General features: G+C 58.6%; 23 protein-coding genes. 11 read left to right on the forward strand and 12 right to left on the reverse strand.

The features are described 5' to 3' along the window. The first annotated feature begins 33 nt into the window (after positions 1-33). Positions 34-1767 (forward strand): potassium/proton antiporter, encoded by a 1734-nt coding sequence (locus NR795_RS08305; protein ID WP_144818699.1) that lies wholly within the window; start codon positions 34-36, stop codon positions 1765-1767. 63 nt (positions 1768-1830) lie between these two features. On the opposite strand, the gene dadX is transcribed toward NR795_RS08305, so the two are convergent. Both dadX and NR795_RS08315 read right to left on the reverse strand, forming a co-directional pair. Further along, positions 1831-2901 (reverse strand): catabolic alanine racemase DadX, encoded by a 1071-nt coding sequence (gene dadX, locus NR795_RS08310; RefSeq protein ID WP_257757886.1) that lies wholly within the window; start codon positions 2899-2901, stop codon positions 1831-1833. Between the two features lie 9 nt (positions 2902-2910). After that, positions 2911-4212 carry a D-amino acid dehydrogenase gene (locus NR795_RS08315; RefSeq protein ID WP_144818695.1) on the reverse strand — a complete coding sequence of 434 codons (1302 nt, stop codon included), beginning with the start codon at positions 4210-4212 and terminating at the stop codon, positions 2911-2913. A 350-nt stretch (positions 4213-4562) separates the two neighbouring features. On the opposite strand from NR795_RS08315, the gene NR795_RS08320 reads away from it, so the two are divergent. After that, on the forward strand, positions 4563-6095 hold the full coding sequence (locus NR795_RS08320) for a SpoVR family protein (protein WP_042391264.1): 1533 nt from the start codon (positions 4563-4565) through the stop codon (positions 6093-6095). A gap of 49 nt (positions 6096-6144) precedes the next feature. Here NR795_RS08320 and fadR read toward each other — a convergent pair whose 3' ends face one another. Continuing rightward, entirely contained in the window at positions 6145-6864 is a 720-nt protein-coding gene (gene fadR, locus NR795_RS08325) for a fatty acid metabolism transcriptional regulator FadR (protein WP_042391266.1), read from the reverse strand. A gap of 287 nt (positions 6865-7151) precedes the next feature. Here fadR and dsbB point away from each other — a divergent pair, with 287 nt between their 5' ends. Beyond that, on the forward strand, positions 7152-7682 hold the full coding sequence (gene dsbB / locus NR795_RS08330) for a disulfide bond formation protein DsbB (RefSeq protein WP_042391268.1): 531 nt from the start codon (positions 7152-7154) through the stop codon (positions 7680-7682). Here dsbB and NR795_RS08335 read toward each other — a convergent pair. The 3 genes from NR795_RS08335 to NR795_RS08345 all read right to left on the reverse strand — a co-directional run bounded on the left by NR795_RS08335 (position 7679) and on the right by NR795_RS08345 (position 9220). After that, positions 7679-8119: a YcgN family cysteine cluster protein gene (locus NR795_RS08335; protein ID WP_144818693.1), complete on the reverse strand. Its 441-nt coding sequence runs from the start codon at positions 8117-8119 to the stop codon at positions 7679-7681. The genes dsbB and NR795_RS08335 overlap by 4 nt on opposite strands. A gap of 101 nt (positions 8120-8220) precedes the next feature. Continuing rightward, the gene (locus tag NR795_RS08340) at positions 8221-8880 is read right to left on the reverse strand and encodes a fumarylacetoacetate hydrolase family protein (RefSeq protein WP_042391273.1); all 660 of its coding nucleotides are present in this window, start codon (positions 8878-8880) and stop codon (positions 8221-8223) included. 55 nt (positions 8881-8935) lie between these two features. Further along, positions 8936-9220 (reverse strand): YcgL domain-containing protein, encoded by a 285-nt coding sequence (locus tag NR795_RS08345; RefSeq protein ID WP_144818691.1) that lies wholly within the window; start codon positions 9218-9220, stop codon positions 8936-8938. Positions 9221-9342: 122 nt separating this feature from the next. Between NR795_RS08345 and minC the strand changes: the two genes are divergently transcribed. Genes minC through minE form a run of 3 tightly spaced genes read left to right on the forward strand, consistent with a single transcriptional unit; the run spans position 9343 to position 11179 of the window. Beyond that, a complete protein-coding gene (gene minC / locus NR795_RS08350) occupies positions 9343-10074 on the forward strand; it encodes a septum site-determining protein MinC (protein WP_257757898.1) in 732 nt (243 codons plus the stop codon). Between the two features lie 22 nt (positions 10075-10096). After that, positions 10097-10909, forward strand: coding sequence for a septum site-determining protein MinD (gene minD, locus NR795_RS08355; RefSeq protein WP_042391277.1), 813 nt, complete (start codon positions 10097-10099; stop codon positions 10907-10909). A gap of 3 nt (positions 10910-10912) precedes the next feature. After that, complete coding sequence (minE, locus tag NR795_RS08360) at positions 10913-11179, forward strand: cell division topological specificity factor MinE (protein WP_042391279.1); 267 nt, start codon at positions 10913-10915, stop codon at positions 11177-11179. Between the two features lie 98 nt (positions 11180-11277). Here minE and rnd read toward each other — a convergent pair whose 3' ends face one another. From rnd to NR795_RS08385, 5 genes are all read right to left on the reverse strand, one after another. Beyond that, positions 11278-12405 carry a ribonuclease D gene (gene rnd / locus NR795_RS08365; protein ID WP_144818765.1) on the reverse strand — a complete coding sequence of 376 codons (1128 nt, stop codon included), beginning with the start codon at positions 12403-12405 and terminating at the stop codon, positions 11278-11280. Between the two features lie 70 nt (positions 12406-12475). Further along, positions 12476-14161, reverse strand: coding sequence for a long-chain-fatty-acid--CoA ligase FadD (gene fadD, locus NR795_RS08370; protein WP_257758283.1), 1686 nt, complete (start codon positions 14159-14161; stop codon positions 12476-12478). 204 nt (positions 14162-14365) lie between these two features. Then, complete coding sequence (locus tag NR795_RS08375) at positions 14366-14953, reverse strand: Slp family lipoprotein (protein ID WP_257758284.1); 588 nt, start codon at positions 14951-14953, stop codon at positions 14366-14368. A 68-nt stretch (positions 14954-15021) separates the two neighbouring features. Further along, entirely contained in the window at positions 15022-15717 is a 696-nt protein-coding gene (gene tsaB, locus NR795_RS08380) for a tRNA (adenosine(37)-N6)-threonylcarbamoyltransferase complex dimerization subunit type 1 TsaB (RefSeq protein ID WP_257757899.1), read from the reverse strand. A 67-nt stretch (positions 15718-15784) separates the two neighbouring features. After that, the gene (locus NR795_RS08385; RefSeq protein WP_257757900.1) at positions 15785-17710 is read right to left on the reverse strand and encodes an ATP-dependent DNA helicase; all 1926 of its coding nucleotides are present in this window, start codon (positions 17708-17710) and stop codon (positions 15785-15787) included. A gap of 127 nt (positions 17711-17837) precedes the next feature. Here NR795_RS08385 and NR795_RS08390 point away from each other — a divergent pair, with 127 nt between their 5' ends. After that, the gene (locus NR795_RS08390; protein ID WP_257757901.1) at positions 17838-18182 is read left to right on the forward strand and encodes a RidA family protein; all 345 of its coding nucleotides are present in this window, start codon (positions 17838-17840) and stop codon (positions 18180-18182) included. Positions 18183-18184: 2 nt separating this feature from the next. Here NR795_RS08390 and NR795_RS08395 read toward each other — a convergent pair whose 3' ends face one another. Beyond that, a complete protein-coding gene (locus NR795_RS08395) occupies positions 18185-18370 on the reverse strand; it encodes a YoaH family protein (RefSeq protein ID WP_144818683.1) in 186 nt (61 codons plus the stop codon). A 61-nt stretch (positions 18371-18431) separates the two neighbouring features. Here NR795_RS08395 and pabB point away from each other — a divergent pair, with 61 nt between their 5' ends. From pabB to NR795_RS08415, 4 genes are all read left to right on the forward strand, one after another. After that, a complete protein-coding gene (gene pabB / locus NR795_RS08400) occupies positions 18432-19790 on the forward strand; it encodes an aminodeoxychorismate synthase component 1 (protein WP_257757902.1) in 1359 nt (452 codons plus the stop codon). 3 nt (positions 19791-19793) lie between these two features. Further along, positions 19794-20372, forward strand: coding sequence for a CoA pyrophosphatase (locus NR795_RS08405; RefSeq protein WP_144818679.1), 579 nt, complete (start codon positions 19794-19796; stop codon positions 20370-20372). A gap of 184 nt (positions 20373-20556) precedes the next feature. Continuing rightward, positions 20557-21921 (forward strand): L-serine ammonia-lyase, encoded by a 1365-nt coding sequence (gene sdaA, locus NR795_RS08410; protein WP_257757903.1) that lies wholly within the window; start codon positions 20557-20559, stop codon positions 21919-21921. 131 nt (positions 21922-22052) lie between these two features. Continuing rightward, positions 22053-23651 (forward strand): EAL domain-containing protein, encoded by a 1599-nt coding sequence (locus NR795_RS08415; protein ID WP_144818675.1) that lies wholly within the window; start codon positions 22053-22055, stop codon positions 23649-23651. Positions 23652-23654: the final 3 nt, after the last annotated feature.

Genomic DNA, 23654 nt, shown 5'->3' on the forward strand with positions numbered 1-23654 from the left:
GGTGGTAAATGCATTTAGAGGAGAAAAGCGACATTGGAAGCTGAGGCGATTATCGGTCTTTTCATTTTGGGTTCAGTGCTTGTAACCTGCAGTATCTTATTAAGTTCTTTTTCATCACGCCTTGGTATTCCCATCCTGGTTATCTTTCTCGCCATCGGCATGCTGGCCGGTGTCGACGGCGTCGGCGGCATCCCTTTCGATAACTATCCGCTCGCCTATATGATCAGTAACCTCGCGCTGGCGATCATTCTGCTGGATGGCGGCATGCGCACCCAGGCCAGTTCGTTTCGCGTCGCCCTTGGCCCTGCGCTGTCGCTGGCCACGGTCGGGGTGCTGATCACCTCCGGACTCACCGGTATGATGGCCGCCTGGCTGTTCAAGCTAGACATGATGGAAGGCCTGCTGATTGGCGCTATTGTCGGCTCGACGGATGCGGCGGCAGTCTTCTCCCTGCTGGGCGGCAAGGGGCTTAACGAGCGTGTCGGCTCGACGCTGGAGATTGAGTCCGGCAGTAACGATCCGATGGCCGTGTTTCTGACTATCACCCTGATAGATATGATCCAGCATCATCAGCTTGGGCTGGACTGGAAGTTTGCCCTGCATATCGTTCAGGAGTTTGGCCTCGGGATTATCGTCGGCCTGGCGGGTGGCTACCTGCTGCAGCAGATGATTAACCGGATCGCGCTGCCCGCCGGGCTCTACCCGCTGCTGGCCCTGAGCGGCGGTATTCTGATCTTCGCGGTCACTACGGCAATCCATGGCAGCGGCATCCTGGCAGTCTACCTGTGCGGTTTTGTGCTCGGCAATCGCCCCATTCGTAACCGCTATAACATTCAACAGAACTTTGACGGTCTGGCCTGGCTGGCGCAGATCGGTATGTTCCTCGTGCTGGGGCTGCTGGTTACCCCTTCCGACCTGTTGATGATTGCCGTTCCGGCCCTGCTGCTCTCGGCGTGGATGATTTTTGTGGCTCGCCCGCTGTCGGTGTTTGCTGGCCTGCTGCCGTTTCGCGGCTTCAACCTGCGCGAGCGGATCTTTATTAGCTGGGTGGGGCTGCGCGGCGCGGTTCCCATCATCCTCGCGGTATTCCCGATGATGGCCGGTCTGGAAAACGCCCGGCTGTTCTTCAACGTCGCCTTCTTTGTGGTGCTGGTCTCCCTGCTGTTCCAGGGCACCTCTCTGAGCTGGGCGGCAAAAAAAGCCAAGGTCGTGGTTCCCCCGGTGGGCTGGCCCGAGTCACGGGTCGGGCTGGACATCAGCCCGGAGAACGCCTGGGAGCAGTTTATCTACCAGCTGAGCGCCGATAAGTGGTGCGTCGGTGCGGCGCTGCGCGATCTGCATATGCCGCCGGAGACGCGTATTGCCGCCCTGTTCCGTGGCAACGCGCTGCTGCACCCGACCGGCAGCACCCACCTGCGCGAAGGCGATGTGCTGTGCGTGATTGGCCGCGAGCGCGACCTGCCTGCGCTGGGCAAACTGTTTAGCCACTCGCCGCCGGTGGCGCTGGATCAGCGCTTCTTCGGGGACTTTATTCTGGAGGCCAGCGCCAAGTTTGCTGACGTGGCACTGATCTACGGCCTCGATCAGGGAACGGAGTATCCCGACAAACAGCAGACGCTGGGAGATATTGTGCAGAAGCTGATTGGTGCTGCGCCGGTGGTCGGTGACCAGGTGGAGTTTGCCGGCATGATCTGGACGGTGGCCGAAAAAGAGGATAACGCCGTGCGTAAGGTGGGTGTCCGGGTAGCCGAACACGAAACGGAGTGAGGTATCGCCGGGTGGCGGCCACGCCTGACCCGGCCTACATGCCTTGCGGTTACACTGTCACAATCATTGCGTAACAACCGGCACGCGGGGAGCGAGCGCGCACATCAGCTCATACCCCACCGTGCCCGCCGCGGCGGCGACGTCATCAATCTTGATTTCGCTGCCCCACAGCTCAACCGGTGTACCGATCCCAGCCTGCGGGCACGGGGTGAGATCTACCGCCAGCATATCCATTGAGACCGTTCCGACAATCCCCGTGCGTACGCCGTCTACCAGCACCGGCGTGCCGTCCGGAGCGTGGCGTGGATAGCCATCGGCATAGCCTGCCGCAACGATGCCGATCCGCTGCTCGCCCGTGGCCTGATAGCGCCCGCCGTAGCCCACCCGATCGCCCCGCTTCAGGGTCTGCACGCCGATAATCTCGCTGTGCAGAGCCATCACCGGCTTGAGGCCGCTATTTGCCACGTCGTGCCACTGCCCGGAGGGCGATGCGCCGTAGAGAATAATACCTGGCCTGACCCAGTCAAAATGGGCCTGAGGATGCCAGAGCGTGGCGGCCGAGTTGGCGAGAGAGCGCGGACAGTTGAGTCCTTCCGCCGCCTGCTCTACTCGCACCATCGCCTCGACAATGCCGTCGGGCTTCTCCCCCGAGGCAAAGTGCGACATCAGCGTCATCTGACCCACGTTTTTCATCGCCCGCAGCTGCTGCCATACCGAACTGACCCGCTCCGGCATGAACCCCAGCCGGTTCATGCCGGTGTTGACCTTCAGGTAGATATCCAGCGGGGCGCTAAGCCGGGCATTTTGCAGCGCCTTTAGCTGCCAGTTGCTGTGAATGCTGGTGGTCAGACGCAGGCTATCCAGTAGCGGCAGCTCGTCGGCATTAAAGAACCCCTCCAGCAGCAGAATCGGCCCTTTCCAGCCGCGCTCGCGCAGCAGCACCGCCTCCTCCAGATTGAGCAGGGCAAAACCGTCCGTGGTGCCCAGCGCGCGCCAGATGCGGTCGATTCCGTGCCCATAGGCGTTGGCTTTTACCACCGACCACACCCGCGCCCCAGGCGCGGCGCGGCGAACAACCTGTAAATTATGCTGTAAGGCCGATAAATTTAGCGTGGCCTGAACAGGACGCGTCATGACTGCCCCTTATGTATTGTGTACGCCATGCAGATGGTTGGCCCGCGCGGGAGTAAAATCGGCGCCGTAGCGGGCTACGCCTAAATCTTCGTGTGGAATAGCCGGTGAGCGGCCAGAGATCAGATCGCTCAGCAGCTGGCCGGAGCCGCAGGCCATGGTCCAGCCAAGGGTGCCATGCCCGGTGTTGAGCCAGAGATTTTTAAACGGCGTGCGTCCCACCACCGGCGTGCCGTCCGGCGTCATCGGACGCAGGCCGGTCCAGAAGGTGGCTTCTTCAACGTGGCCTCCGCGTGGAAAGAGATCGCGCACCACCATCTCCAGCGTCTCCCGACGCGGCTGCAGCAGCTCAGTATTGAAGCCCACAATCTCTGCCATCCCGCCAACGCGGATGCGGTTATCGAAGCGGGTAATGGCAATCTTGTAGCTCTCATCAAGGATAGTCGACACGGGCGCACCGCTCTCCTCCGCCACGGGAATGGTGAGCGAGTAGCCTTTCAGGGGATAGACCGGAATATCGACGATGCCCTTCAGCATAGCGGTGGAGTATGAGCCAAAGGCCATCACGTAGGCATCGGCCTTGATCACCTCATCACCACACTTCACGCCGTAGATCTTCTCGCCCTCATAAAGCAGGCGATCGACCGGCGTATTGTAGCGAAACACCACACCCGCCTGCTCGGCCATCTGCGCCAGACGCTGGGTAAAGAGCTGACAGTCGCCGGTTTCGTCATTGGGCAGGCGCAGGCCGCCGGTGAGCTTGTGCGCCACTTCGGCGAGGGCAGGTTCAACCTCTGCCAGCCGGGCAGACTCCAGCAGCTGATAGGGAACCCCGGCATCTTCCAGCACGGCGATGTCGCGGGTCGCGTTCTCATACTGCTGTTCTGTGCGGAAGAGCTGCAGCGTGCCGCCCTGTCGCCCCTCATACTCAATGCCGGTGCTATCGCGCAGGGCCTTCAGGCAGTCGCGGCTGTACTCGGCCAGACGCACCATCCGTCCCTTGTTCTCCATGTAGTGGCGGGTGTCACAGTTGCGCAGCATCTGCCACATCCACTTGAGCTGGAACGACGTTCCGTCAAGGCCGATCGCCAGCGGGGCATGGCGTTCAAACATCCATTTGATCGCCTTCAGAGGGACACCCGGTGCGGCCCAGGGGGCAGCATAGCCTGGTGAGATCTGTCCGGCGTTAGCCGCGCTGGTTTGCAGCGCCGATCCCGGCTCCCGTTCAATTACCGTTACCTCATGCCCCGCCTGACTCAGATACCAGGCGCTGGTCACGCCCACGACGCCACTTCCCAGAACCACAACGCGCATAGCCACTCCCTATGAGTAAAACTGACGAGTTAAGAACGATCATCGGTTAAGAACAATCATCTGATTACAAATTGATAACTCAGATGAAAATGTTATTCAACATACGGCTTTTTTATGGTGACTTAACTCACATCTCTGCCTATGACGGCGGATGGGGGCTATTTGGTATCTCCTGCTGAGCCGCCATGTAACGCAGCATAAAATAGCGCAAATGCCTGGCCTACCCCCCTTTTTACACGGCGAAATGGCGAAGAAAAAATTTCCTCGCCAGCCCGGTTTCCGGTGCGGTGATCTATGCTTGAAAGGAGACTCTCCTGCAAGAGAGAGTCGCCAACAATGAGGGTGCGCTAATGGCTACGATTGACTCCATGAATAAGGACACCTCCCGTCTCAGCGATGGACCCGACTGGACATTCGAACTGCTTGATACCTACCTGGCCGAGATCGATCGGGTAGCTAAACTCTACCGGCTTGATACCTATCCCCACCAGATCGAAGTCATCACCTCCGAACAGATGATGGACGCCTACTCCAGCGTCGGAATGCCGATTAACTATACCCACTGGTCGTTTGGTAAAAAGTTTATCGAGACCGAGCGGCTTTATAAGCACGGGCAGCAGGGGTTGGCCTACGAGATTGTGATCAACTCCAACCCGTGTATCGCTTACCTGATGGAGGAGAACACCATTACCATGCAGGCGCTGGTGATGGCCCATGCCTGCTACGGGCACAACTCCTTTTTCAAAAATAACTACCTGTTCCGCAGCTGGACCGATGCCAGCTCCATTGTTGACTACCTGATTTTTGCCCGTAACTACATCACCGATTGCGAAGAGCGCTATGGCGTGGTCGAGGTTGAGAAGCTGCTCGACTCCTGCCATGCCCTGATGAACTACGGCGTCGATCGCTACAAACGGCCGCAGAAGATCTCCCTTCAGGAGGAGAAAGCGCGGCAGAAGAGCCGGGAAGAGTATCTGCAGAGCCAGGTGAACACCCTGTGGCGTACTCTGCCGAAGCGCGAGGAGGAGAAAACGGTTGCTGAAGTCCGACGCTACCCCTCAGAGCCGCAGGAGAATCTGCTCTATTTTATGGAGAAGAATGCCCCGCTGCTTGAGCCGTGGCAGCGCGAGATTTTACGCATCGTGCGTAAGGTGAGCCAGTACTTCTATCCGCAGAAGCAGACCCAGGTCATGAACGAGGGCTGGGCGACCTTCTGGCACTACACCATCCTCAACCATCTCTACGATGAGGGGAAAGTGACCGATCGCTTTATGCTGGAGTTTCTCCATAGCCACACCAACGTGGTGTTCCAGCCGCCCTACAACAGCCCGTGGTACAGTGGGATCAACCCCTACGCGCTGGGCTTCGCCATGTTCCAGGATATCAAACGGATCTGTCAGTCCCCTACCGAGGAGGACAGGTACTGGTTCCCGGATATTGCCGGATCGGACTGGCTGGAGACGCTCCACTTCGCCATGCGCGACTTTAAAGACGAGAGTTTTATTAGCCAGTTCCTGTCACCTAAGGTAATGCGTGACTTCCGCTTCTTCACGGTGCTGGATGACGATCGCAATAACTATCTGGAGATTGCGGCTATTCATAACGAAGACGGCTACCGTGAGATCCGCGCTAAGCTTTCGGCGCAGTACAACCTCAGCAACCTTGAGCCGAATATCCAGGTATGGAACGTCGACCTGCGTGGAGACCGCTCGTTAACCCTGCGCTATGTGCCGCACAACCGTGCGCCGCTGGATAAGGGCCGCCGGGAGGTGCTCAAGCACGTGCACCGCCTGTGGGGATTTGATGTGATGCTGGAGCAGCAGAACGAAGATGGCAGCGTAGAGCTACTGGATCGCTGCCCGCCGCGTCAGAACAGCCTGTAATGCCTGTCCCTCTCCTGGCGGAGAGGGCTTTTGCTGTTTATCTCTGAGCTCAACGACTCTGAATGGCGAGATCGCCCGGCAGGTTTTTCTGCATCCGGTGCCAGATCTCTCCGCTGTCGCGTCCATAGTGGCGCACAATATCATACACCTTGTCATGATCGCCGCGCTCGCACACCTCGCCCAGGCGGTGGTAGAAGCCCAGCGCCAGGCTGCGCGCCTCGGGGTTGGCAAAGTAGTGCCGCCCGATACGGGTGTAGAGCCCCTTCATGCCGTTGAGGATCAGCCCATAGATAGGGTTACCTGACGCAAACGCAAGGCCGCGGAAAATGTTGTAGTCGAGCTCGGCGAAGGCATCGGCGTGATCTTCTACCTCACGTGCGCGGGCCAGGACGTCCAGCGCATCTTGCGGATGCTGGCGAAACGCAGTGCGGATGAAAATGGTGGCGATGTTGGTACGCACCGACAGCAGGTTGTCGATCAGCTGGGGAACGCTCTCGTGATCGAGCCGGGCCAGCGTCTCCAGAATATTAAGGCCGGACGTCTCCCAGAAGTTATTCACTTTGGTCGGCTTACCGTGCTGGATGGTCAGCCAGCCGTCACGTGCCAGACGCTGTAGCACCTCGCGCAGCGTAGTGCGGGTGACGCCAATCAGTTCGGAAAGTTCTCTTTCAGCTGGCAGGATCGTTCCCGGTGGAAAGCGATTATTCCAGATACTTTCAATGATGTACTCTTCCGCGAACCCCGCCGGGCTCTGCGCCTTAATGACCATAGAGAAATTTCCATTACACAGCGAAACAAAGAGACTCATCATACCAGAGCGAGGGGGCAGCAGATAGCACGAAACGGGAAGAAAAAGGGATCGCCGTTCTGTTTTTACGCTTTTCTTAAACGGCCATTTTCAGCGCATTGTGCTGGCCGTTTACCCTTTGCCACGCTTTTGCACTCCCAGCATAAACAACGCTTATTTCCCCTACTTTCCCCCGCTTCTGAACCCTTTGTCATCTCAGGGTGAATTCGTTTACACTGCGCTGTCTAGCATCTCCCAGGGAAATGATTATGTTACAATTTTTAAACAAGTGCTCTCACGGGCGCGGTGCCTGGTTACTTATGGCACTGACGGCGTTGGCGCTTGAGCTGGTGGCTTTATGGTTCCAGCATGTGATGCTGCTTAAACCGTGCGTTTTATGTATTTATGAGCGTTGCGCCCTGTTTGGCGTAATGGGCGCCGGGCTGGTGGGCGCAATCGCGCCAAAAACGCCGCTGCGCTATGTGGCGATTGCTATCTGGCTCTACAGCGCATGGCGCGGTATTCAGCTGGCGTGGGAGCATACGATGATCCAGCTGCACCCTAACCCGTTTATGACCTGCGATTTCGCCGCCCGTTTCCCGAGCTGGCTGCCGCTGGATAAGTGGCTGCCGCAGGTCTTTGTTGCCTCCGGCGACTGCGCCGAACGCCAGTGGTCCTTCCTGACCCTGGAGATGCCGCAGTGGCTGGTAGGGATCTTTATCGCCTACTTCGCCGTGGCCATCCTTGTACTGATTGCCCAGGCGTTCAAACCGAAAAAACGCGATCTCTTTGGTCGTTAAGCGCCGGGCTTGTTGAGGATGTGATCCTCCCAGTTACGCACCTCGGACTCCGTTACCGCAATGTGGCGGACCGAGATGCGCTCGGCGTGCATCGCCGCTTTTGATCCGCTACGCAGCGGATGCCAGAGCGGCAGTGCTTTCCCCTCCGCCAGCAGGCGATAGGCACAGGTCGGCGGCAGCCACTCAAAGGTCGGCAGATTCTCCCGCGTTAGCTTGATGCAGTCCGGCTCATACTCGAAGCGCCGCGCGTAGTTGCGGCACTGGCAGGTTTTGATATTAAGCTGACGGCAGGCGACGTTAGTGAAGTAGATCTCGTCGGTATCTTCATCCTGAAGCTTGTGCAGGCAGCACTGGCCGCAGCCGTCGCACAGCGACTCCCACTCGGCATCGGTCATCTGCTCAAGGGTTTTGCTCTGCCAGAAAGGTGTATCGCTCATAAGGAAGTCCGCCGTGAAATTTCAGCTGCACCTTATAACCACTCTGGCACAGGGATGCAAGTTTTGCCGCCCTTTCGACGGCAAAACATTACACAGACGGTTTACAGCACGCGGGTGGTAAGGGACTGGCCGTTAAAGCTCACTTCCAGCTCGTCGCCGCTGTGCAGCGGGCCGACGCCTTCCGGCGTACCGGTCAGAATGACGTCCCCGGCGCGCAGGGTGAAGTAGCGGCTCATGTAGGCAATCAGCGGCACGATTTTGTGGATCATATCCGCCGTGGTGCCCTGCTGGCGCACCTCGCCGTTGATCTTCAGCCCCAGCGGCGTGTTCTGCGGATCGCTTGCGAACTCCGCTGCCGGAATAAACCCGGAGAGCGGACAAGAGTTGTCAAAGCCCTTGGCTTTCTCCCACGGCTGCCCGGCCTTCTTCATTTTGCCCTGAACATCGCGCAGCGTCAGATCCAGCGCCACGCCGTAGCCGGCAATCGCCTGCTGAACGTGCTCTTCCGAGGCCTGACGCAGCGTAGCGCCAATCAGCACCGCCAGCTCAACTTCGTGGTGCACCGATCCTAGCCCCTGCGGCAAGGCCAGCGGCTGGCGGAGATCGCAGAGCGCGGTTTCAGGCTTGATAAACAGTACCGGCTCGTCCGGCGTGGCGCTGCCCATCTCCTGAATATGTTTCGCATAGTTACTGCCAACGCAAACAACCTTACTGACGGGAAAATCTAACAGTGCACCCTGCCAGTTATGATGCTGATACATATTACCCCCTGAGTAACCCTTTGAACGCGTGTGGAATTTGACTATCACCGCCGTCTCAGGATTTGTCAATCTTCCCGCTGCTTTGCAGATGCTGCTTAAGGAGATCCTCCTGCGGCGGCGGCATTTGCAGATAGTATCCCTGCTCCTTGAGCGCCGCTTTAACCTTGTCCAGTTCAGCATTGGCTAAGTTTTTGCGCCCGTCGAGGGGCAGCAGCATCGTCATGACCGGCTGGCCAAAACTTTTCATTAATGCCTCAGGAACCCGAGAAAAATCATCTTTTTTCTCGATATACAAATAGGTCTGTTCACGCTTAGCACTTCGGTAGATCACACAAAACATACTTTTACTCTTAATTAAGGGGAGGTGTCTTGCCTCAATATAGCAGGGACTATAACATGCCTGAGAGTCTTCGGAATATCACCCGCTATGCGGGGGATAATAGCTAAATGAGTAAGGTCAGGATGTCAAACACGCCCATCGAGCTTAAAGGCAGTAGTTTTACCTTATCAGTGGTTCATTTGCATGATGCGAAACCCGAGGTTATTCGTCAGGCCTTAGAAGACAAAATCGCTCAGGCTCCCGCTTTTTTACAGCATGCTCCCGTTGTTATTAACATTTCCGCGCTGGACGAAGCGGTTAACTGGTCTGCCTTGCATAAAGCCATTGCCAGCACCGGTTTACGTGTTATTGGCGTCAGCGGCTGTAAACAGGCCGAGCTGAAGGCTGAGATTGACCGCGCCGGGCTCCCACTGCTGACGGAAGGCAAAGAAAAACTGCGCCAGCCGCCTGCTATTGAGGCCCAGGACGTTGAAGCGCCGATTGTTAAGACACCAATTGTTGAAGAGCCGGTTGTCGCGCCGATCACAAAAACACGCTTAATTGATGTTCCGGTCCGTTCCGGACAGAGAATATATGCCCCGGGCTGCGATCTGATCGTTACCAGCAACGTCAGCGCGGGCGCAGAGCTGATCGCCGATGGCAATATCCATATCTATGGCATGATGCGTGGACGGGCGCTGGCGGGGGCCAACGGCGACAGAGAAGCACAAATTTTTTGCACACATCTCACCGCGGAGCTGGTCTCCATCGCGGGAGAATACTGGCTGAGCGATCAAATCCCGGCCGAATATTATGGCAAAGCGGCACGCCTGCTCCTCGCGGATAACGCTTTGACTGTTCAACCATTGAATTAAGCCCTTATAACAAGGAACACCTATGGCACGCATTATTGTTGTTACTTCGGGTAAAGGGGGCGTCGGTAAAACGACATCCAGCGCGGCCATCGCGACTGGTTTGGCCCAGAAGGGAAAGAAGACCGTCGTTATCGACTTCGATATCGGCCTGCGTAACCTCGACCTGATCATGGGTTGTGAACGCCGTGTAGTCTATGATTTCGTTAACGTTATTCAGGGCGATGCCACCTTAAACCAGGCGCTGATCAGAGATAAGCGCACGGAAAGCCTCTATATTCTTCCTGCCTCACAGACGCGTGACAAAGACGCGCTGACCCGTGACGGCGTCGAGAAAGTGCTCGACGATCTGAAGAAGATGGATTTCGATTTCATCGTCTGCGACTCCCCTGCCGGGATCGAAACCGGTGCGCTGATGGCGCTCTACTTCGCAGATGAAGCCGTTATTACCACTAACCCAGAGGTCTCCTCAGTACGCGACTCGGACCGCATTCTGGGCATTCTCTCCTCCAAATCGCGGCGTGCCGAGAACGGTCAAGAGCCGATCAAAGAGCATCTGCTGCTGACGCGCTACAACCCGGGCCGCGTCAGCAAAGGCGACATGCTGAGCATGGAAGATGTGCTGGAGATCCTGCGCATCAAGCTGGTCGGGGTTATCCCGGAAGATCAGTCCGTGCTGCGCGCCTCTAACCAGGGCGAACCTGTGATCCTGGACGCGACATCAGATGCCGGTAAAGCGTATGCTGATACCGTGGAACGTCTGCTGGGAGAAGAACGCCCTTTCCGCTTCATCGAAGAAGAGAAGAAAGGTTTCCTCAAACGCCTGTTCGGAGGATAAATTATGGCATTACTAGACTTTTTTCTCTCACGAAAGAAGAGTACCGCTAACATAGCGAAAGAGCGCCTGCAGATCATCGTGGCCGAGCGTCGCCGCAGCGATGCCGAGCCGCACTATTTGCCGCAGCTGCGCAAAGATATTCTGGAAGTCATTTGTAAGTATGTGCAGATCGATCCAGAAATGGTGACGGTACAGCTGGAACAAAAAGACGGCGATATTTCTATTCTTGAGCTGAACGTTACCCTACCGGAAGCCGAAGAGACGAAATAAGGTTTTACCGTTATCTCCTTCATTAAAAAGGCAGCCCATTAAGCGCTGCCTTTTTTATTTATGCGTATTCACTGTGTTTATTTACAGTGGCGCATTCGCTAGCGAGGAAATTCCAGCAGCAGTGCCTGAAGGCTCGACGCCATTAATTCACCGCGCCAGCCGGAGATAAGTTCCGGCAGGGTGGCGAACGATTTAATATTCCAGTGCCAGTTAAGCAGCTGATTTATTTGTCGACGCGAGGCCAGCAGCTCGGCGCTCACCCCTTTTGCCACGCTCACCTCCTGCACCAGCGCCTTAATTGCCTTGAAGGCCCGGCGATAGCCCGGCATATCAAGCAGGTTCAGCAGCGGCTCCGGGAGCGACGCTTCCGGCAACGCCTGGGCCTGAGCGACCATCGCCAGCAGCGTTTTACCGTGGAAGCGGATCTCGCTCCCCGAGAGCCCAATGCTGTCCAGTTCGCCGAGGCTGCCCGGCATATAGCGCGCGACCGCCCACAGGTTCTCTTCCCGCACGACAAAGTTTACCGCCAGATCGCGCTCGCGCGCCTTACGCAGACGCCACGCCGCCAGCAGCTGCAGGCAGGCCAGCTGACGGGTACGCAGCTGCCAGGCGTTGCTAATATCGCGCCACGCCTCTTCCGGGGCCAGCACTTCCTGACGGCGCTCCTGCATCAAGCGACACTCGTCCAGCGCAGCGGGCAACCAGCCCGCCGCCTCGGTCTCCGCCATCAGCTTGTGGGCGATAGGCAGCAGATACCAGACGTCGGCGGCGGCGTAGTCGCACTGGCGCTCGGTCAGCGGACGCGCCAGCCAGTCGGTGCGGGATTCGCTTTTATCCAGCGCCAGACCGGTATACTCCTCAACCATAGAGGCGAAGCCCCACGACAGCGGGCGGCCGCTGAAGGCGGCAAGGATCTGGGTATCGATCAGCGGCTGCGGCAGCTCGCCAAACACGTTGAGAAAAACTTCCAGATCTTCACTGCCAGCGTGGAGAAACTTAGTGACCGCGCGATCCATCATCAGCTCGCGGAACGGCGTCCAGTCGGTGATCTCCAGCGGATCGATCAGCGAAACCTGCTGGCCGTCGTAGACCTGGATCAGGCCCAGCTGCGGATAGTAGGTGCGGGTGCGGACAAATTCGGTATCGATGGCTAGAGCCGGAAACGCGCGCGCCGCCTCGCTCATGGTCGCCAGCGCGTCGTTGGTGGTGATCATCTGGTAGTTCAAATCATACTCTCTTTGGTTTGCGCCCATAAAAAACGCCGGGCTAACCGGCGTTGGGCGACTCACTCGAAGCTTAGACCTTATTGTCTACTTTGCCGCGCGCTTCGTCACGTAATTCTCGCCGTAAAATTTTGCCGACGTTGGATTTCGGCAGCTCCTCACGAAACTCCACCAGCTTCGGTACCTTATAGCCGGTAAGCTGACGGCGGCAGAAGGTAATGAGCGCCTCTTCGCTGAGGTCGGGATCCTTCTTCACCACGAAAATTTTTACCTTTTCACCGCTGCTGGTTGACGGCACGCCGACGGCGGCCACCTCCTGCACGCCTGGGTGCTGCATCACGACGTCTTCAATCTCGTTAGGGTAGACGTTGAAGCCGGAGACCAGAATCATATCTTTTTTACGATCGACAATGCGCAGGAAGCCTTCGTCGTCCATTACCGCAATATCGCCGGTCATCAGCCAGCCGTCTTTGATGATCTCGTCGGTGGCGTCAGGGCGCTGCCAGTAGCCCAGCATTACCTGCGGCCCCTTGACGCACAGCTCGCCCGGTTCGCCGTGCGGCACCTCCCTGCCCTCGTCGTCAATCAGCTTCACCTCCGTAGAGGGCACAGGCAGGCCGATGCTGCCGCTGTGGTAGTCGATATCGTGCGGGTTCACGCTCACCAGCGGAGAGCACTCCGTCAGGCCGTAGCCCTCCAGCAGATACTGCCCGGTAAGCTTCACCCAGCGCTCGGCGACCGCCTGCTGGACAGGCATCCCGCCACCTGCGGAGAGGTGCAGCGTAGAGAAGTCGAGCTGCTGAAACTCTTTGTTGTTCAACAGCGCATTGAACAGGGTATTCACCCCGGTCATGGCGGTAAAGGGATACTTTGACAGCTCCTTCACCAGCCCTGGAATATCGCGCGGGTTGGTGATCAGCAGGTTCTGCCCGCCCAGCTCGATAAACAGCAGGCAGTTCATGGTCAGGGCAAAGATGTGATACAGCGGCAGAGCAGTAACCACCAGCTCTTTTCCCCGGTGCAGCAGCGGCCCGTAGGTGGCGTTCACCTGTTCGAGATTGGCCAGCATGTTGCGGTGGGTCAGCATCGCCCCTTTAGCCACGCCGGTGGTGCCGCCAGTGTATTGCAGGAAAGCGAGATCGTCCGGGACCACCTCCGGCTTGACGTACTGCAGGCGGTAGCCGTTGTGCAGCGCCTGGCGAAACGAAATGGCGTCCGGCAGGTGATATTTCGGTACCAGTCGCTTAACGTACTTGACCACGAAGTTGACCAGCGTCCCCTTCGCCGCAGAGAGCTGATCCCCCATGCGGGTCAAAATCACGTGCTGCACCTGGGTCTTATCTACCACTTTTTCAAGGGTGTGGGCAAAGTTAGAGACAATGACGATAGCCGCCGCGCCGCTATCGTTGAGCTGATGCTCCAGCTCGCGAGGGGTATAGAGAGGGTTAACGTTCACTACCACCATACCGGCACGCAAAATACCAAACAGCGCCACCGGATACTGCAGCAGGTTAGGCATCATCAGCGCAACGCGATCGCCCTTCTTTAACCCCAATCCCTGCTGTAGCCAGGCGGCAAAGGCGCGGCTGCGCTCTTCCAGCTTGCGGAAGGTCATGGTCTCGCCCATGTTGATAAACGCCGGCTGGTCCGCGTAGCGGATGGCGGCATTTTCGAAGAGTTCCACAAGGGATTGATAGCGATCGGGGTTGATGTCCGCTGGCACGTCGGCGGGATAACGGTTAAGCCAAACCTTCTTCAATGCGTCACCTCTGAAATGAAAATTCGTCGTCATCGCAACTCCGCTTAATAAACATGCCGTTAACATTATATTAACTCATTGTACCAGTTTATTAATTGGCCGATTCACAGGTTGCGAAGCGCGTCACTCTTTTATTCTTGTTATGGTCATAAAAAAGGAGAAACAGCGGATAGTCCGCTGTCTCTTCTCTTATTTAACAGGGAGTTACTCTGTTACGACGGTATGCACCGGGGCCGGACCGGCGTTGTACCAGCCGTAACCGCCGTAGCCGCCGTAACGCCAGGGATTCGGACCCGGTCCCCAGTACCAGGGGTCGATTGGCTGCGGCGGCAGCATAACCTGCTGCTGGAGATGCCAGCGTTTATAGCCACTCACCTTCATGACCATAAACTTGTAGGGCGTCTCGCCCACTTTGCCCTGCTCAACGCCGCTAATGGTGCCGACCACGGTCACGTACTGGTTACGGAAATCCACCGGATCGAGGAAGCCGTTCACGTCGGCGTAAATACGCCCGCGGGAAGGTTCACCCAGAACGGGACGCGCGCCGCTGTCCAGCGGTACCGAGGCAATCTCCAGCCGGGTTTGCCCCTGCTTGTTCTGCAAGCCGATAACTTTACCGCCGAAGCGCGCCTCCTGGCCGACGTATAGCTCAGGCGCATTCATCACCCGAACCAGATCCTGCTGCGGCGTTGGGCTGCTGCCTTTAATGGCGTCAGGCACCGAGACGCAACCGCTCAGCGCTAAGGCGGCTAAGCCTGCCAGCAGCCAGCGCCTGGACCTGCTTTGCCCCACCTGTTGGGATACCTTCACTTACCACCTTCCTGCTATTTACATTGTTACGTTATGTATATAGCTGAGATTCATTTTCTGCCCGGAAGTTTCTTCCAGGCCACCTCGTTGCGCAAATAAACCGGCTCCGCATGCTCCACGGCAACGGTGCGCTGCTGGGCAAAAAGCTGGCAGGCGAGCGGGAGCATATCTTCAGCCGCAGGCAGCAGGACGCCGCCGTCGGTGAGGGTTAGCCCGCTCTCTTTGCCAAGATCAGGCCATGCCGGCCAGCCGGTGCCCACCGTAGCCCAGGATCCGTTGAGCTGGGCCAGGCGTTCGCTGACCGCTTCCGGCTTCAGCACCGCCTCACTCTCTTCGCCGTGCCAGACGCCCTGCTCATCCCGCTGGTACTCGGCCCAGTAGACTTCGCCCATGCGGGCATCGATGGCGGCCAGCACGCGCGTCGCGCCGGTTTTACGCCACGCGCCCTGCGCCATGGTGGCCAGGGTTGAGACGCCGATCATCGGCAGCTCGGCACCCAGCGCCAGGCCCTGAGCAATACCAATGCCAATCCGCACGCCGGTAAAGCTGCCCGGTCCACGGCCAAAGGCCAGCGCGTCGAGTTCGGCAAGGGTGACGCCGCTGTCGTTCAGCGTCTGCTGAACCAGGGGTAAAATACGTTGGGTATGTTCTCTTGGGCAGAGTTCAAAGTGGGCAGAGGTCGTACCGTTATTCCACAGGGCAACGGAACAGGCCTCTGTGGCGGTATCAATAGCCAGAATTCGCATCGGTCTTCGCGCTCTCGGGGTGTTGATTCAATAAAATGGCGCGCATCTTAGCACACTCTGCGGCAAATTACTGCGTCGAGACCCCGGCCAGGAATCTCACCGCGCGGGCGATGTCCCGGGTGCGCGGGGTCGGCGGCAGGCTGGCGAGGAAGGTTGCACCATAGGGACGCATCACCAGCCGGTTGTCGCAGATCACCAGCACGCCACGGTCGTCGATGTCGCGGATCAGGCGGCCTACCCCCTGCTTGAGGGTGATCACCGCGTCCGGCAGCTGAACATCATCAAAAGGATCGCCCCCACGCAGGCGGCAATCCTCCATCCGCGCCTTCAGCAGCGGATCGTCCGGTGAGGTAAAGGGCAGCTTGTCGATGATCACCAGCGACAGCGTATCGCCGCGCACGTCCACCCCTTCCCAGAAGCTGCTGGTTGCCACCAGCAGCGCGTTTCCGGCGGTGACAAACTGCTGGAGCAGCTGGCCCTTACTGGTTTCGCCCTGCAACAGCACCGGCAGCGACAGGGTCGCGCGGAACTGCTCTGCCAGATCGCGCATCATGGCGTGGGAGGTGCAGAGCATAAAGCAGCGACCGTTGTTGGCCTCGATCATTGGCCTGAGCATCGCTGCCAGCTGGCGCGCCGCGCCGGGCTGGTTGGTCTGCGGCAGATTGCGCGGCACGCAGAGCAGTGCCTGACGGGCGAAATCAAACGGACTGGGCAGCAGCATTGACTCTGCCGTTTCAATCCCGAGGCGGGAGGTAAAGTGGTGCAGGTCGTCGTTCACCGAGAGCGTGGCCGAGGTAAAGATCCAGCTTCCCGGCTTCTGGGCCATCACCTCTTTGAACTTCTCTGCCACGGTGAGCGGCGTCAGGGCGAGGGTAAAGTGGCGAGAGGTACACTCGTACCAGTAGCTGAAGCCAGGCTGGTTGATCTCTTTCAGCCGCTTGAGGCGCGTGCGATAAAGCGTAGCCCGTTCAAAGGCCGCGTCGAGCAGCGCCGAGCGGCCTAGAGAGAGCTTGGCTACGTCGTAGCATAGCTCTAAGGCATCATCGAGCAGCAGCAGCGCGCGCTGGACGTGGCTGTCCGCCAGCAGCTCGCGCAGGTTGCCGCGATAGCCCGGCTCGCCCAGCTGTAAACGGAAGTCCTGCGCACTCTGCGCCAGGCGATCCGCGCACTTCTGCAGCTGCTGGGTATCTTTCAGTTCGGTGCGGTAGGCAATGGTGAAATCTTTCGCCAGATCCAGCAGCTGACGGCTGGAGAGCGACTGGCCGAAGTACTGGCTGGCGATATCCGGCAGCTGGTGCGCTTCGTCAAAGATCATGACGTCGGCCTCGGGGATCAGCTCGCCAAAGCCGCTGTCTTTCACCACCATGTCAGCGAGAAAGAGGTGGTGGTTAACCACGACCACGTCGGCGTCCATCGCCTTCTTACGCGCCTTGACCACGAAGCAATCTTTATACATCGGGCAGTCGCTGCCGAGGCAGTTATCGTTGGTGCTGGTGACCAACGGCCAGGCCTGGGAGTCCTCCGCCACGCTGGCGCAGGTGCTGATGTCGCCATCAAGGGTCTGGCTCGACCATGACCGCAGCAGGATAACGTCGCTGAGGATCTGCACCGGCAGATCGCCGCCGGCAAGCGCCTGCTGCTCAAGACGTTCGATGCAGAGGTAGTTGGAGCGCCCCTTCAGCAGCGCCAGGCGGCCGGTATACTCCAGCGCCCGGGAGACGGTGGGCAGATCGCGGCTGTAGAGCTGATCCTGCAGCGCCTTCGAGCCGGTGGAGATAATGACCTTTTTCCCGGCGCGCAGGGCCGGGGCCAGATAGGCGTAGGTTTTCCCCGTCCCGGTTCCGGCCTCAACCACCAGCGGCTGGGTATTAGCAATGGCAGCGCTGACCGCCTGGGCCATCTGCCGCTGTGGCTCACGCGGTTTAAACCCCGGTATCGCTTTCGCTAACTGCCCGTCTGGTGCAAAATCGTCCGTTACACTGTTCTCTGCCACGCCGCCCCCTGGTTATATCGCCAGTGATTATGTCAGGCGCGGGAATTTTTAGCTAGCCGAAGTGGTGACAGGATCGCTACCCGTGTGGCACTCTTGGCCCTGCCAAAAAGCAATAAGGGAGTGAAAAGTGACGATTAAACGTATTGATGCCGAGGCCCGCTGGTCCGATGCCGTGATCCATAACCAGACGCTGTACTATACCGGCGTACCGGAGAACCTTGAGGCCGACGCCGAGGCGCAGACCGCCAACACCCTGGCGCAGATTGACGCCGTGCTGGCAAAACAGGGTAGCGATAAAACGCGCATTCTTGACGCCACGATTTTTCTGGCCAACAGCGATGACTTTGCGGCAATGAACCGCGCCTGGGATGCATGGGTGGTAGCAGGTCATGCGCCGGTACGCTGCACCGTACAGGCGACGCTGATGAACCCGCAGTACCGGGTCGAAATTAAAATTATCGCCGCGGTATAGAACTACTCGTCTTCATCCTCATCTTCAAAGCGTGCCACGATCCGCTCCCCGGTGTGGTTGGCACGCAGCTCTTCGGCGACCACTGCGATCGCCTGCCCGCTGCTCATGCCTTCGGACATAAGCTGCTGAATACGCTCTACCGCCTGCTGCTGTTGCTCATGACTGAGCGAAGGTAAACCTGCAAACATCGTTAACTCCTGCTAGATTATCAGCGCTAATTATTTCACGCTGCCTGGTTGTTTGCCATAGATGAACACGCTTCCCCCTACCGTTATCACCCTACCGTGGCGTCACGACGCCGCCGAGTTCTGGTTTGCGCGTCTCAGCCACCTGCCGTGGGCGATGCTGCTGCACTCCGGCCATGCCGATCACGCCTACAGCCGCTTCGATATCCTGGTCGCCGATCCGCGTGGCACGCTGGTGACCACCGGTGAGCGCACGCGCATGACGCTGGACGGCACGGAGGTTTCCACGGCCGATCCGCTGGCGCTGCTTCAGCAGGCGCTGACGTCGCTGGCGCTGCCTGCCGAGGTCAATCCCGATCTTCCTTTCCAGGGCGGTGCACTGGGGCTATTTGGTTACGATTTGGGTCGACGCTTTGAAAACCTGCCCACGCGGGCGAAGGCCGACATCGCCCTGCCGGATATGGCGGTGGGGCTCTATGACTGGGCGATGATTGTCGACCACCATAAGAAACGTGTTTCGCTGCTGAGCCACGGCGACGTCAATGCCCGTCTTGCCTGGCTGGAGGTGCAGCAGCCCCCCGTTAGCGAGGATTTTTGCCTCACCTCCCGCTGGCACGCCAATATGACGCCAGCGCAGTATGCCGATAAATTTGCCCGGGTGCAGGCTTATTTGCAGAGCGGCGACTGCTATCAGGTCAATCTGGCCCAGCGCTTTCAGGCTACCTATAAAGGCGATGAGTGGCAGGCGTTCATTCGCCTCAACGCCAGCAACCGCGCGCCGTTCAGCGCCTTCGTGCGTCTTGAGGAAGGGGCGATCCTGAGCCTGTCGCCGGAGCGGTTTATCCATCTGGAACGGGATCGCATTCAGACCCGGCCTATCAAAGGAACCTTGCCCCGGCTGGCGGATCCGCTGGCCGATCGCCAGCAGGCGGAAAAGCTGGCGACCTCGCCGAAGGATCGCGCTGAAAACCTGATGATCGTTGACCTGATGCGCAACGACATTGGCCGCGTTGCGGTGCCCGGATCGGTGCGCGTCCCGGAGCTGTTTGTGGTGGAGCCCTTTCCTGCGGTGCACCATCTGGTCAGCACCGTTACCGCTCGCCTGCCCGCCTCGCAGCACGCCTGCGATCTGCTGCGGGCTGCCTTTCCCGGCGGCTCGATCACCGGTGCGCCGAAGGTGCGGGCGATGCAGATCATTGACGAGCTGGAGCCGCAGCGGCGTAGCGCCTGGTGTGGCTCCATTGGCTATATCAGCTTCTGCGGCACTATGGACACCAGCATCACTATCCGCACCCTGAGCGCCTGCAACGGTCAGCTTTACTGCTCCGCCGGGGGCGGCATCGTTGCCGATAGTCAGCAAGAGGCGGAATATCAGGAAACCTTTGATAAAGTTAATCGGATTCTGCAACAGCTGGAGAGATAACAGGTGGAGAGCACAAACCTGACCCTGGACGATTTTTTATCACGCTTTCAACTTTTACGCCCGCAGGCTAGCGGTGCGAGCCTGAACAATCGCCAGGCGGCGGTGCTGATCCCCGTGGTGCGCCGCGAGCAGCCCGGGCTGCTGCTGACCCAGCGCTCGGCGCGCCTGCGTAAGCACGCGGGCCAGGTGGCCTTCCCCGGTGGCGCCGTAGACAGCAGCGATGCGTCTATTATTGCCGCCGCCCTGCGCGAGGCCGAGGAGGAGGTCGCCATTCCGCCCGAGTCGGTTGAGGTGATTGGCGTTCTGCCGCCGGTAGACAGCGTGACCGGCTTTCAGGTTACCCCGGTGGTGGGCATTATCCCGCCGGATCTGCACTATCACGCCAGCGAGGATGAGGTGGCAGCGGTATTTGAGATGCCGCTGGCCGAAGCACTGCGCCTGGGTCGTTATCACCCGCTGGATATTCACCGACGCGGCAATGCGCACCGGGTGTGGCTCTCCTGGTATCAGCATTACTTTGTCTGGGGCATGACGGCGGGCATTATTCGTGAGCTGGCATTACAAATCGGCCTCAAACCCTGACTATACTTTACACAGCGCCCGTTTTTCACCGGGCGTGACCTGCCTCTCAGCATTAGTAAAATAGAGGTTGGCTATTAGTTTAATTCATGTGAATAGTTAAACCGTTCCCCCGGTTCCCTCTTACACTATGCCCAATTATTACATCGTTGCCGGAGGGTCCGGCAACCCTGTCAGGAGTGTTAGCGTGATTAGTATATTCGACATGTTTAAAGTGGGAATTGGTCCTTCCTCTTCTCATACTGTTGGGCCAATGAAGGCCGGGAAACAGTTCGTCGATGATCTGGTCGAAAAGGGTTTGCTGGAGAGCGTCACCCGCGTGGCGGTGGATGTTTATGGTTCGCTGTCGCTGACCGGCCGCGGTCACCATACCGATATCGCCATTATCATGGGCCTCGCCGGTAACGAGCCAGCGACCGTCGATATCGATGCGATTCCGGCGTTCATCCGCGACGTAGAGACCCGTGGCCGCCTGCTGCTGGCCCATGGACGTCATGAGGTGGACTTCCCTGCTGATAACGGGATGCGTTTCCAGAGCGACAACCTGCCGCTGCATGAGAACGGCATGTGCATCCATGCATATCAGGGCGAGAAAGAGATCTACAGCAAAACCTACTACTCCATCGGCGGCGGGTTTATCGTTGATGAAGAGCACTTCGGTAAAGAGAGCGCTCAGGCCGTCAGCGTGCCCTACCCGTATAACTCTGCCCAGGCGATACTGAACTGGTGCAAAGAGACCGGCCTGTCCCTCTCCGGCATGGTGATGCAGAACGAGCTGGCCCTGCACAGCAAAGAAGAGATTGCCGACTATTTCGCCCACGTCTGGCAGACCATGCAGGCCTGTATCGATCGCGGCATGAACACCGAAGGCGTGCTGCCGGGTCCGCTGCGGGTACCGCGCCGTGCCTCAGCTCTGCGCCGCCTGCTGGTCGCCAGCGACAAGCACTCCAGCGATCCGATGGTAGTAGTTGACTGGGTCAACATGTTCGCGCTGGCGGTGAATGAAGAGAACGCCGCTGGTGGCCGAGTCGTTACCGCCCCAACCAACGGCGCATGTGGCATCGTGCCTGCGGTGCTGGCCTACTACGACCACTTTATCGAGCCGGTTACCCCGGATATCTACACCCGTTACTTCCTGGCCGCAGGCGCAATCGGTACGCTTTACAAGATGAACGCCTCAATCTCTGGCGCAGAGGTGGGCTGTCAGGGTGAAGTTGGCGTTGCCTGCTCTATGGCGGCAGCGGGCCTTGCGGAGCTGATGGGTGCCAGCCCGGAGCAGGTCTGCGTGGCGGCAGAGATCGGCATGGAGCATAACCTGGGACTGACCTGCGATCCGGTCGCCGGCCAGGTACAGGTGCCGTGCATTGAGCGTAATGCTATTGCCTCGGTGAAGGCCATCAACGCCTCCCGCATGGCGATGCGTCGTACCAGCGCCCCGCGCGTGTCGCTGGATAAGGTGATCGAAACCATGTATGAAACCGGCAAAGACATGAACGCGAAGTACCGCGAAACCTCTCGCGGCGGGCTGGCGATCAAGGTGCAGTGCGACTAATACGTTACCCAGCCCTTTCACCCGAAAGGGCTAATTATTTCCCTTTTTGATGCCGATTAATTTTTCCCCACTACACTTGCTGTGTTGCCGTTTGCTTTTTCGCCAACGGCCCTCCTGGGAACCGTCGGGACATGCAAACAGCACAGCAAATTATAAGAAGCTACCGTCGAAAACGCGCCATCGTCTGCGTGATTGTCGCGATCTTCACGCTCTTGCTGACGCTTGGCTCGCGCTACATTTCCGAGCGCAACGCTAATCAGCAGCGGATCCTCTCTTTTACCAATCACGCGGTCTCATCGCTGGATCGGATCCTTATCCCACTTGCCCAGGGCCGGGGGGTGCTTCTGCCGCTGGTGGGCCAGCCCTGCGACGAAGCGCACCTGGCGCTACGAAAGCAGGCCGCTACGATGCAAACCGTACGCTCTATCGGCCTCATCAAAAACGGCATCCTCTACTGCTCCAGCATTTTCGGTTATCGCAACGTCCCCCTTCACCAGCTTCAACCCGCACTCCCTACCGCTCAGCCACTGCTCTTGCTCACTACCGATAACTCTCTGCTGCACGGCAGCCCGATACTGATCCAGTGGTTTCCCCTGACCCAGAATGGACAGGATGGGGTAATGGAGGTGATCAATATCGATCTGCTCACCCGCATGATGCTGGAGCCGCAGAAACCGCTGATTACCGGGGCGAGCGTAACGGTAGGTAATCGGCATTTGATCTACGGTGCCGGGGTCGTGGATAGCCTGCCACCGCTGGTCAGCGAGACGCGGTTTCAGCAGAGCTCGGACCAGTTCCCCTTTACCATTAGCGTGCGGGGCCCAGGCGCAGGCGAGCTGGCGCTGCGTCACCTCCCTTCTCAACTGCCGCTGGCAGTGATCATCAGCCTGCTGATGGGCTATATCGCCTGGATTGTCACCGCTAACCGGATGAGCTTCTCATGGGAGATCAATCTCGGTATGGCGGCGCATGAGTTTGAGCTTTTCTGCCAGCCGCTGCTGAACGCCCGTACCCATCAGTGTGAGGGGGTGGAGATCCTGCTGCGTTGGAATAACCCGCGGCAGGGTTGGATCTCGCCGGATATCTTTATCCCCATTGCCGAGGAGCAGAACCTGATTGCTCCTCTGACGCGCTACGTGCTGGCAGAGACCCACCGCCAGATAGGCCTGTTCCCGGCCAGCAGCCAGTTCCATATCGGGATCAACGTCTCCGCCAGCCATTTCCGTGACGGTGCGCTGCTGAAGGATCTTAACCGCCTCTGGTTCCATGCTCATCCGGTTCAGCAGCTCACCATTGAGCTGACCGAGCGGGAAGCGATCACCGACATCGATTACCGGCTCGTGCGGGCCCTGCACCGACGCGGGGTAAAGCTGGCGATTGATGACTTTGGTACCGGCAACACTTCACTCTCATGGCTGGAGAAGCTGCGTCCGGACGTGCTGAAGATCGATAAGTCCTATACCTCGGCGGTGGGCACCGATGCGGTGAACTCGACGGTGACAGATATTATTATCGCGCTGGGTAGGCGGCTTAAAATTGAGCTGATTGCGGAGGGAGTGGAAACCCCGCTGCAGGCGCAGCGTTTGCGCCAGCGCGGGGTAACGATTTTTCAGGGATTTCTCTACGCGAAGCCTATGCCGCTAAAAGATTTCCCTACGTGGCTGGCAGGCAGTACGCCGCCCCCAGCCACTTATAGTGGGCATGTGATGCCCATGACGCCGCTACGCTGAGCG

Source organism: Pseudescherichia sp. L3, from assembly GCF_024656065.1.
Classification (GTDB): Bacteria; Pseudomonadota; Gammaproteobacteria; order Enterobacterales; family Enterobacteriaceae; genus Pseudescherichia.

What these genes read in the sequence shown, in the direction of transcription:
- dadX (WP_257757886.1), bottom strand. Translation starts at nt 2,901, where the DNA reads ATGACGCGTCCTGTTCAGGCCACGCTAAATTTATCGGCCTTACAGCAT.
- NR795_RS08315 (WP_144818695.1), bottom strand. Translation starts at nt 4,212, where the DNA reads ATGCGCGTTGTGGTTCTGGGAAGTGGCGTCGTGGGCGTGACCAGCGCC.
- NR795_RS08320 (WP_042391264.1), top strand. Translation starts at nt 4,563, where the DNA reads ATGGCTACGATTGACTCCATGAATAAGGACACCTCCCGTCTCAGCGAT.
- fadR (WP_042391266.1), bottom strand. Translation starts at nt 6,864, where the DNA reads ATGGTCATTAAGGCGCAGAGCCCGGCGGGGTTCGCGGAAGAGTACATC.
- dsbB (WP_042391268.1), top strand. Translation starts at nt 7,152, where the DNA reads ATGTTACAATTTTTAAACAAGTGCTCTCACGGGCGCGGTGCCTGGTTA.
- NR795_RS08335 (WP_144818693.1), bottom strand. Translation starts at nt 8,119, where the DNA reads ATGAGCGATACACCTTTCTGGCAGAGCAAAACCCTTGAGCAGATGACC.
- NR795_RS08340 (WP_042391273.1), bottom strand. Translation starts at nt 8,880, where the DNA reads ATGTATCAGCATCATAACTGGCAGGGTGCACTGTTAGATTTTCCCGTC.
- NR795_RS08345 (WP_144818691.1), bottom strand. Translation starts at nt 9,220, where the DNA reads ATGTTTTGTGTGATCTACCGAAGTGCTAAGCGTGAACAGACCTATTTG.
- minC (WP_257757898.1), top strand. Translation starts at nt 9,343, where the DNA reads ATGTCAAACACGCCCATCGAGCTTAAAGGCAGTAGTTTTACCTTATCA.
- minD (WP_042391277.1), top strand. Translation starts at nt 10,097, where the DNA reads ATGGCACGCATTATTGTTGTTACTTCGGGTAAAGGGGGCGTCGGTAAA.
- minE (WP_042391279.1), top strand. Translation starts at nt 10,913, where the DNA reads ATGGCATTACTAGACTTTTTTCTCTCACGAAAGAAGAGTACCGCTAAC.
- tsaB (WP_257757899.1), bottom strand. Translation starts at nt 15,717, where the DNA reads ATGCGAATTCTGGCTATTGATACCGCCACAGAGGCCTGTTCCGTTGCC.
- NR795_RS08395 (WP_144818683.1), bottom strand. Translation starts at nt 18,370, where the DNA reads ATGTTTGCAGGTTTACCTTCGCTCAGTCATGAGCAACAGCAGCAGGCG.
- pabB (WP_257757902.1), top strand. Translation starts at nt 18,432, where the DNA reads ATGAACACGCTTCCCCCTACCGTTATCACCCTACCGTGGCGTCACGAC.
- NR795_RS08415 (WP_144818675.1), top strand. Translation starts at nt 22,053, where the DNA reads ATGCAAACAGCACAGCAAATTATAAGAAGCTACCGTCGAAAACGCGCC.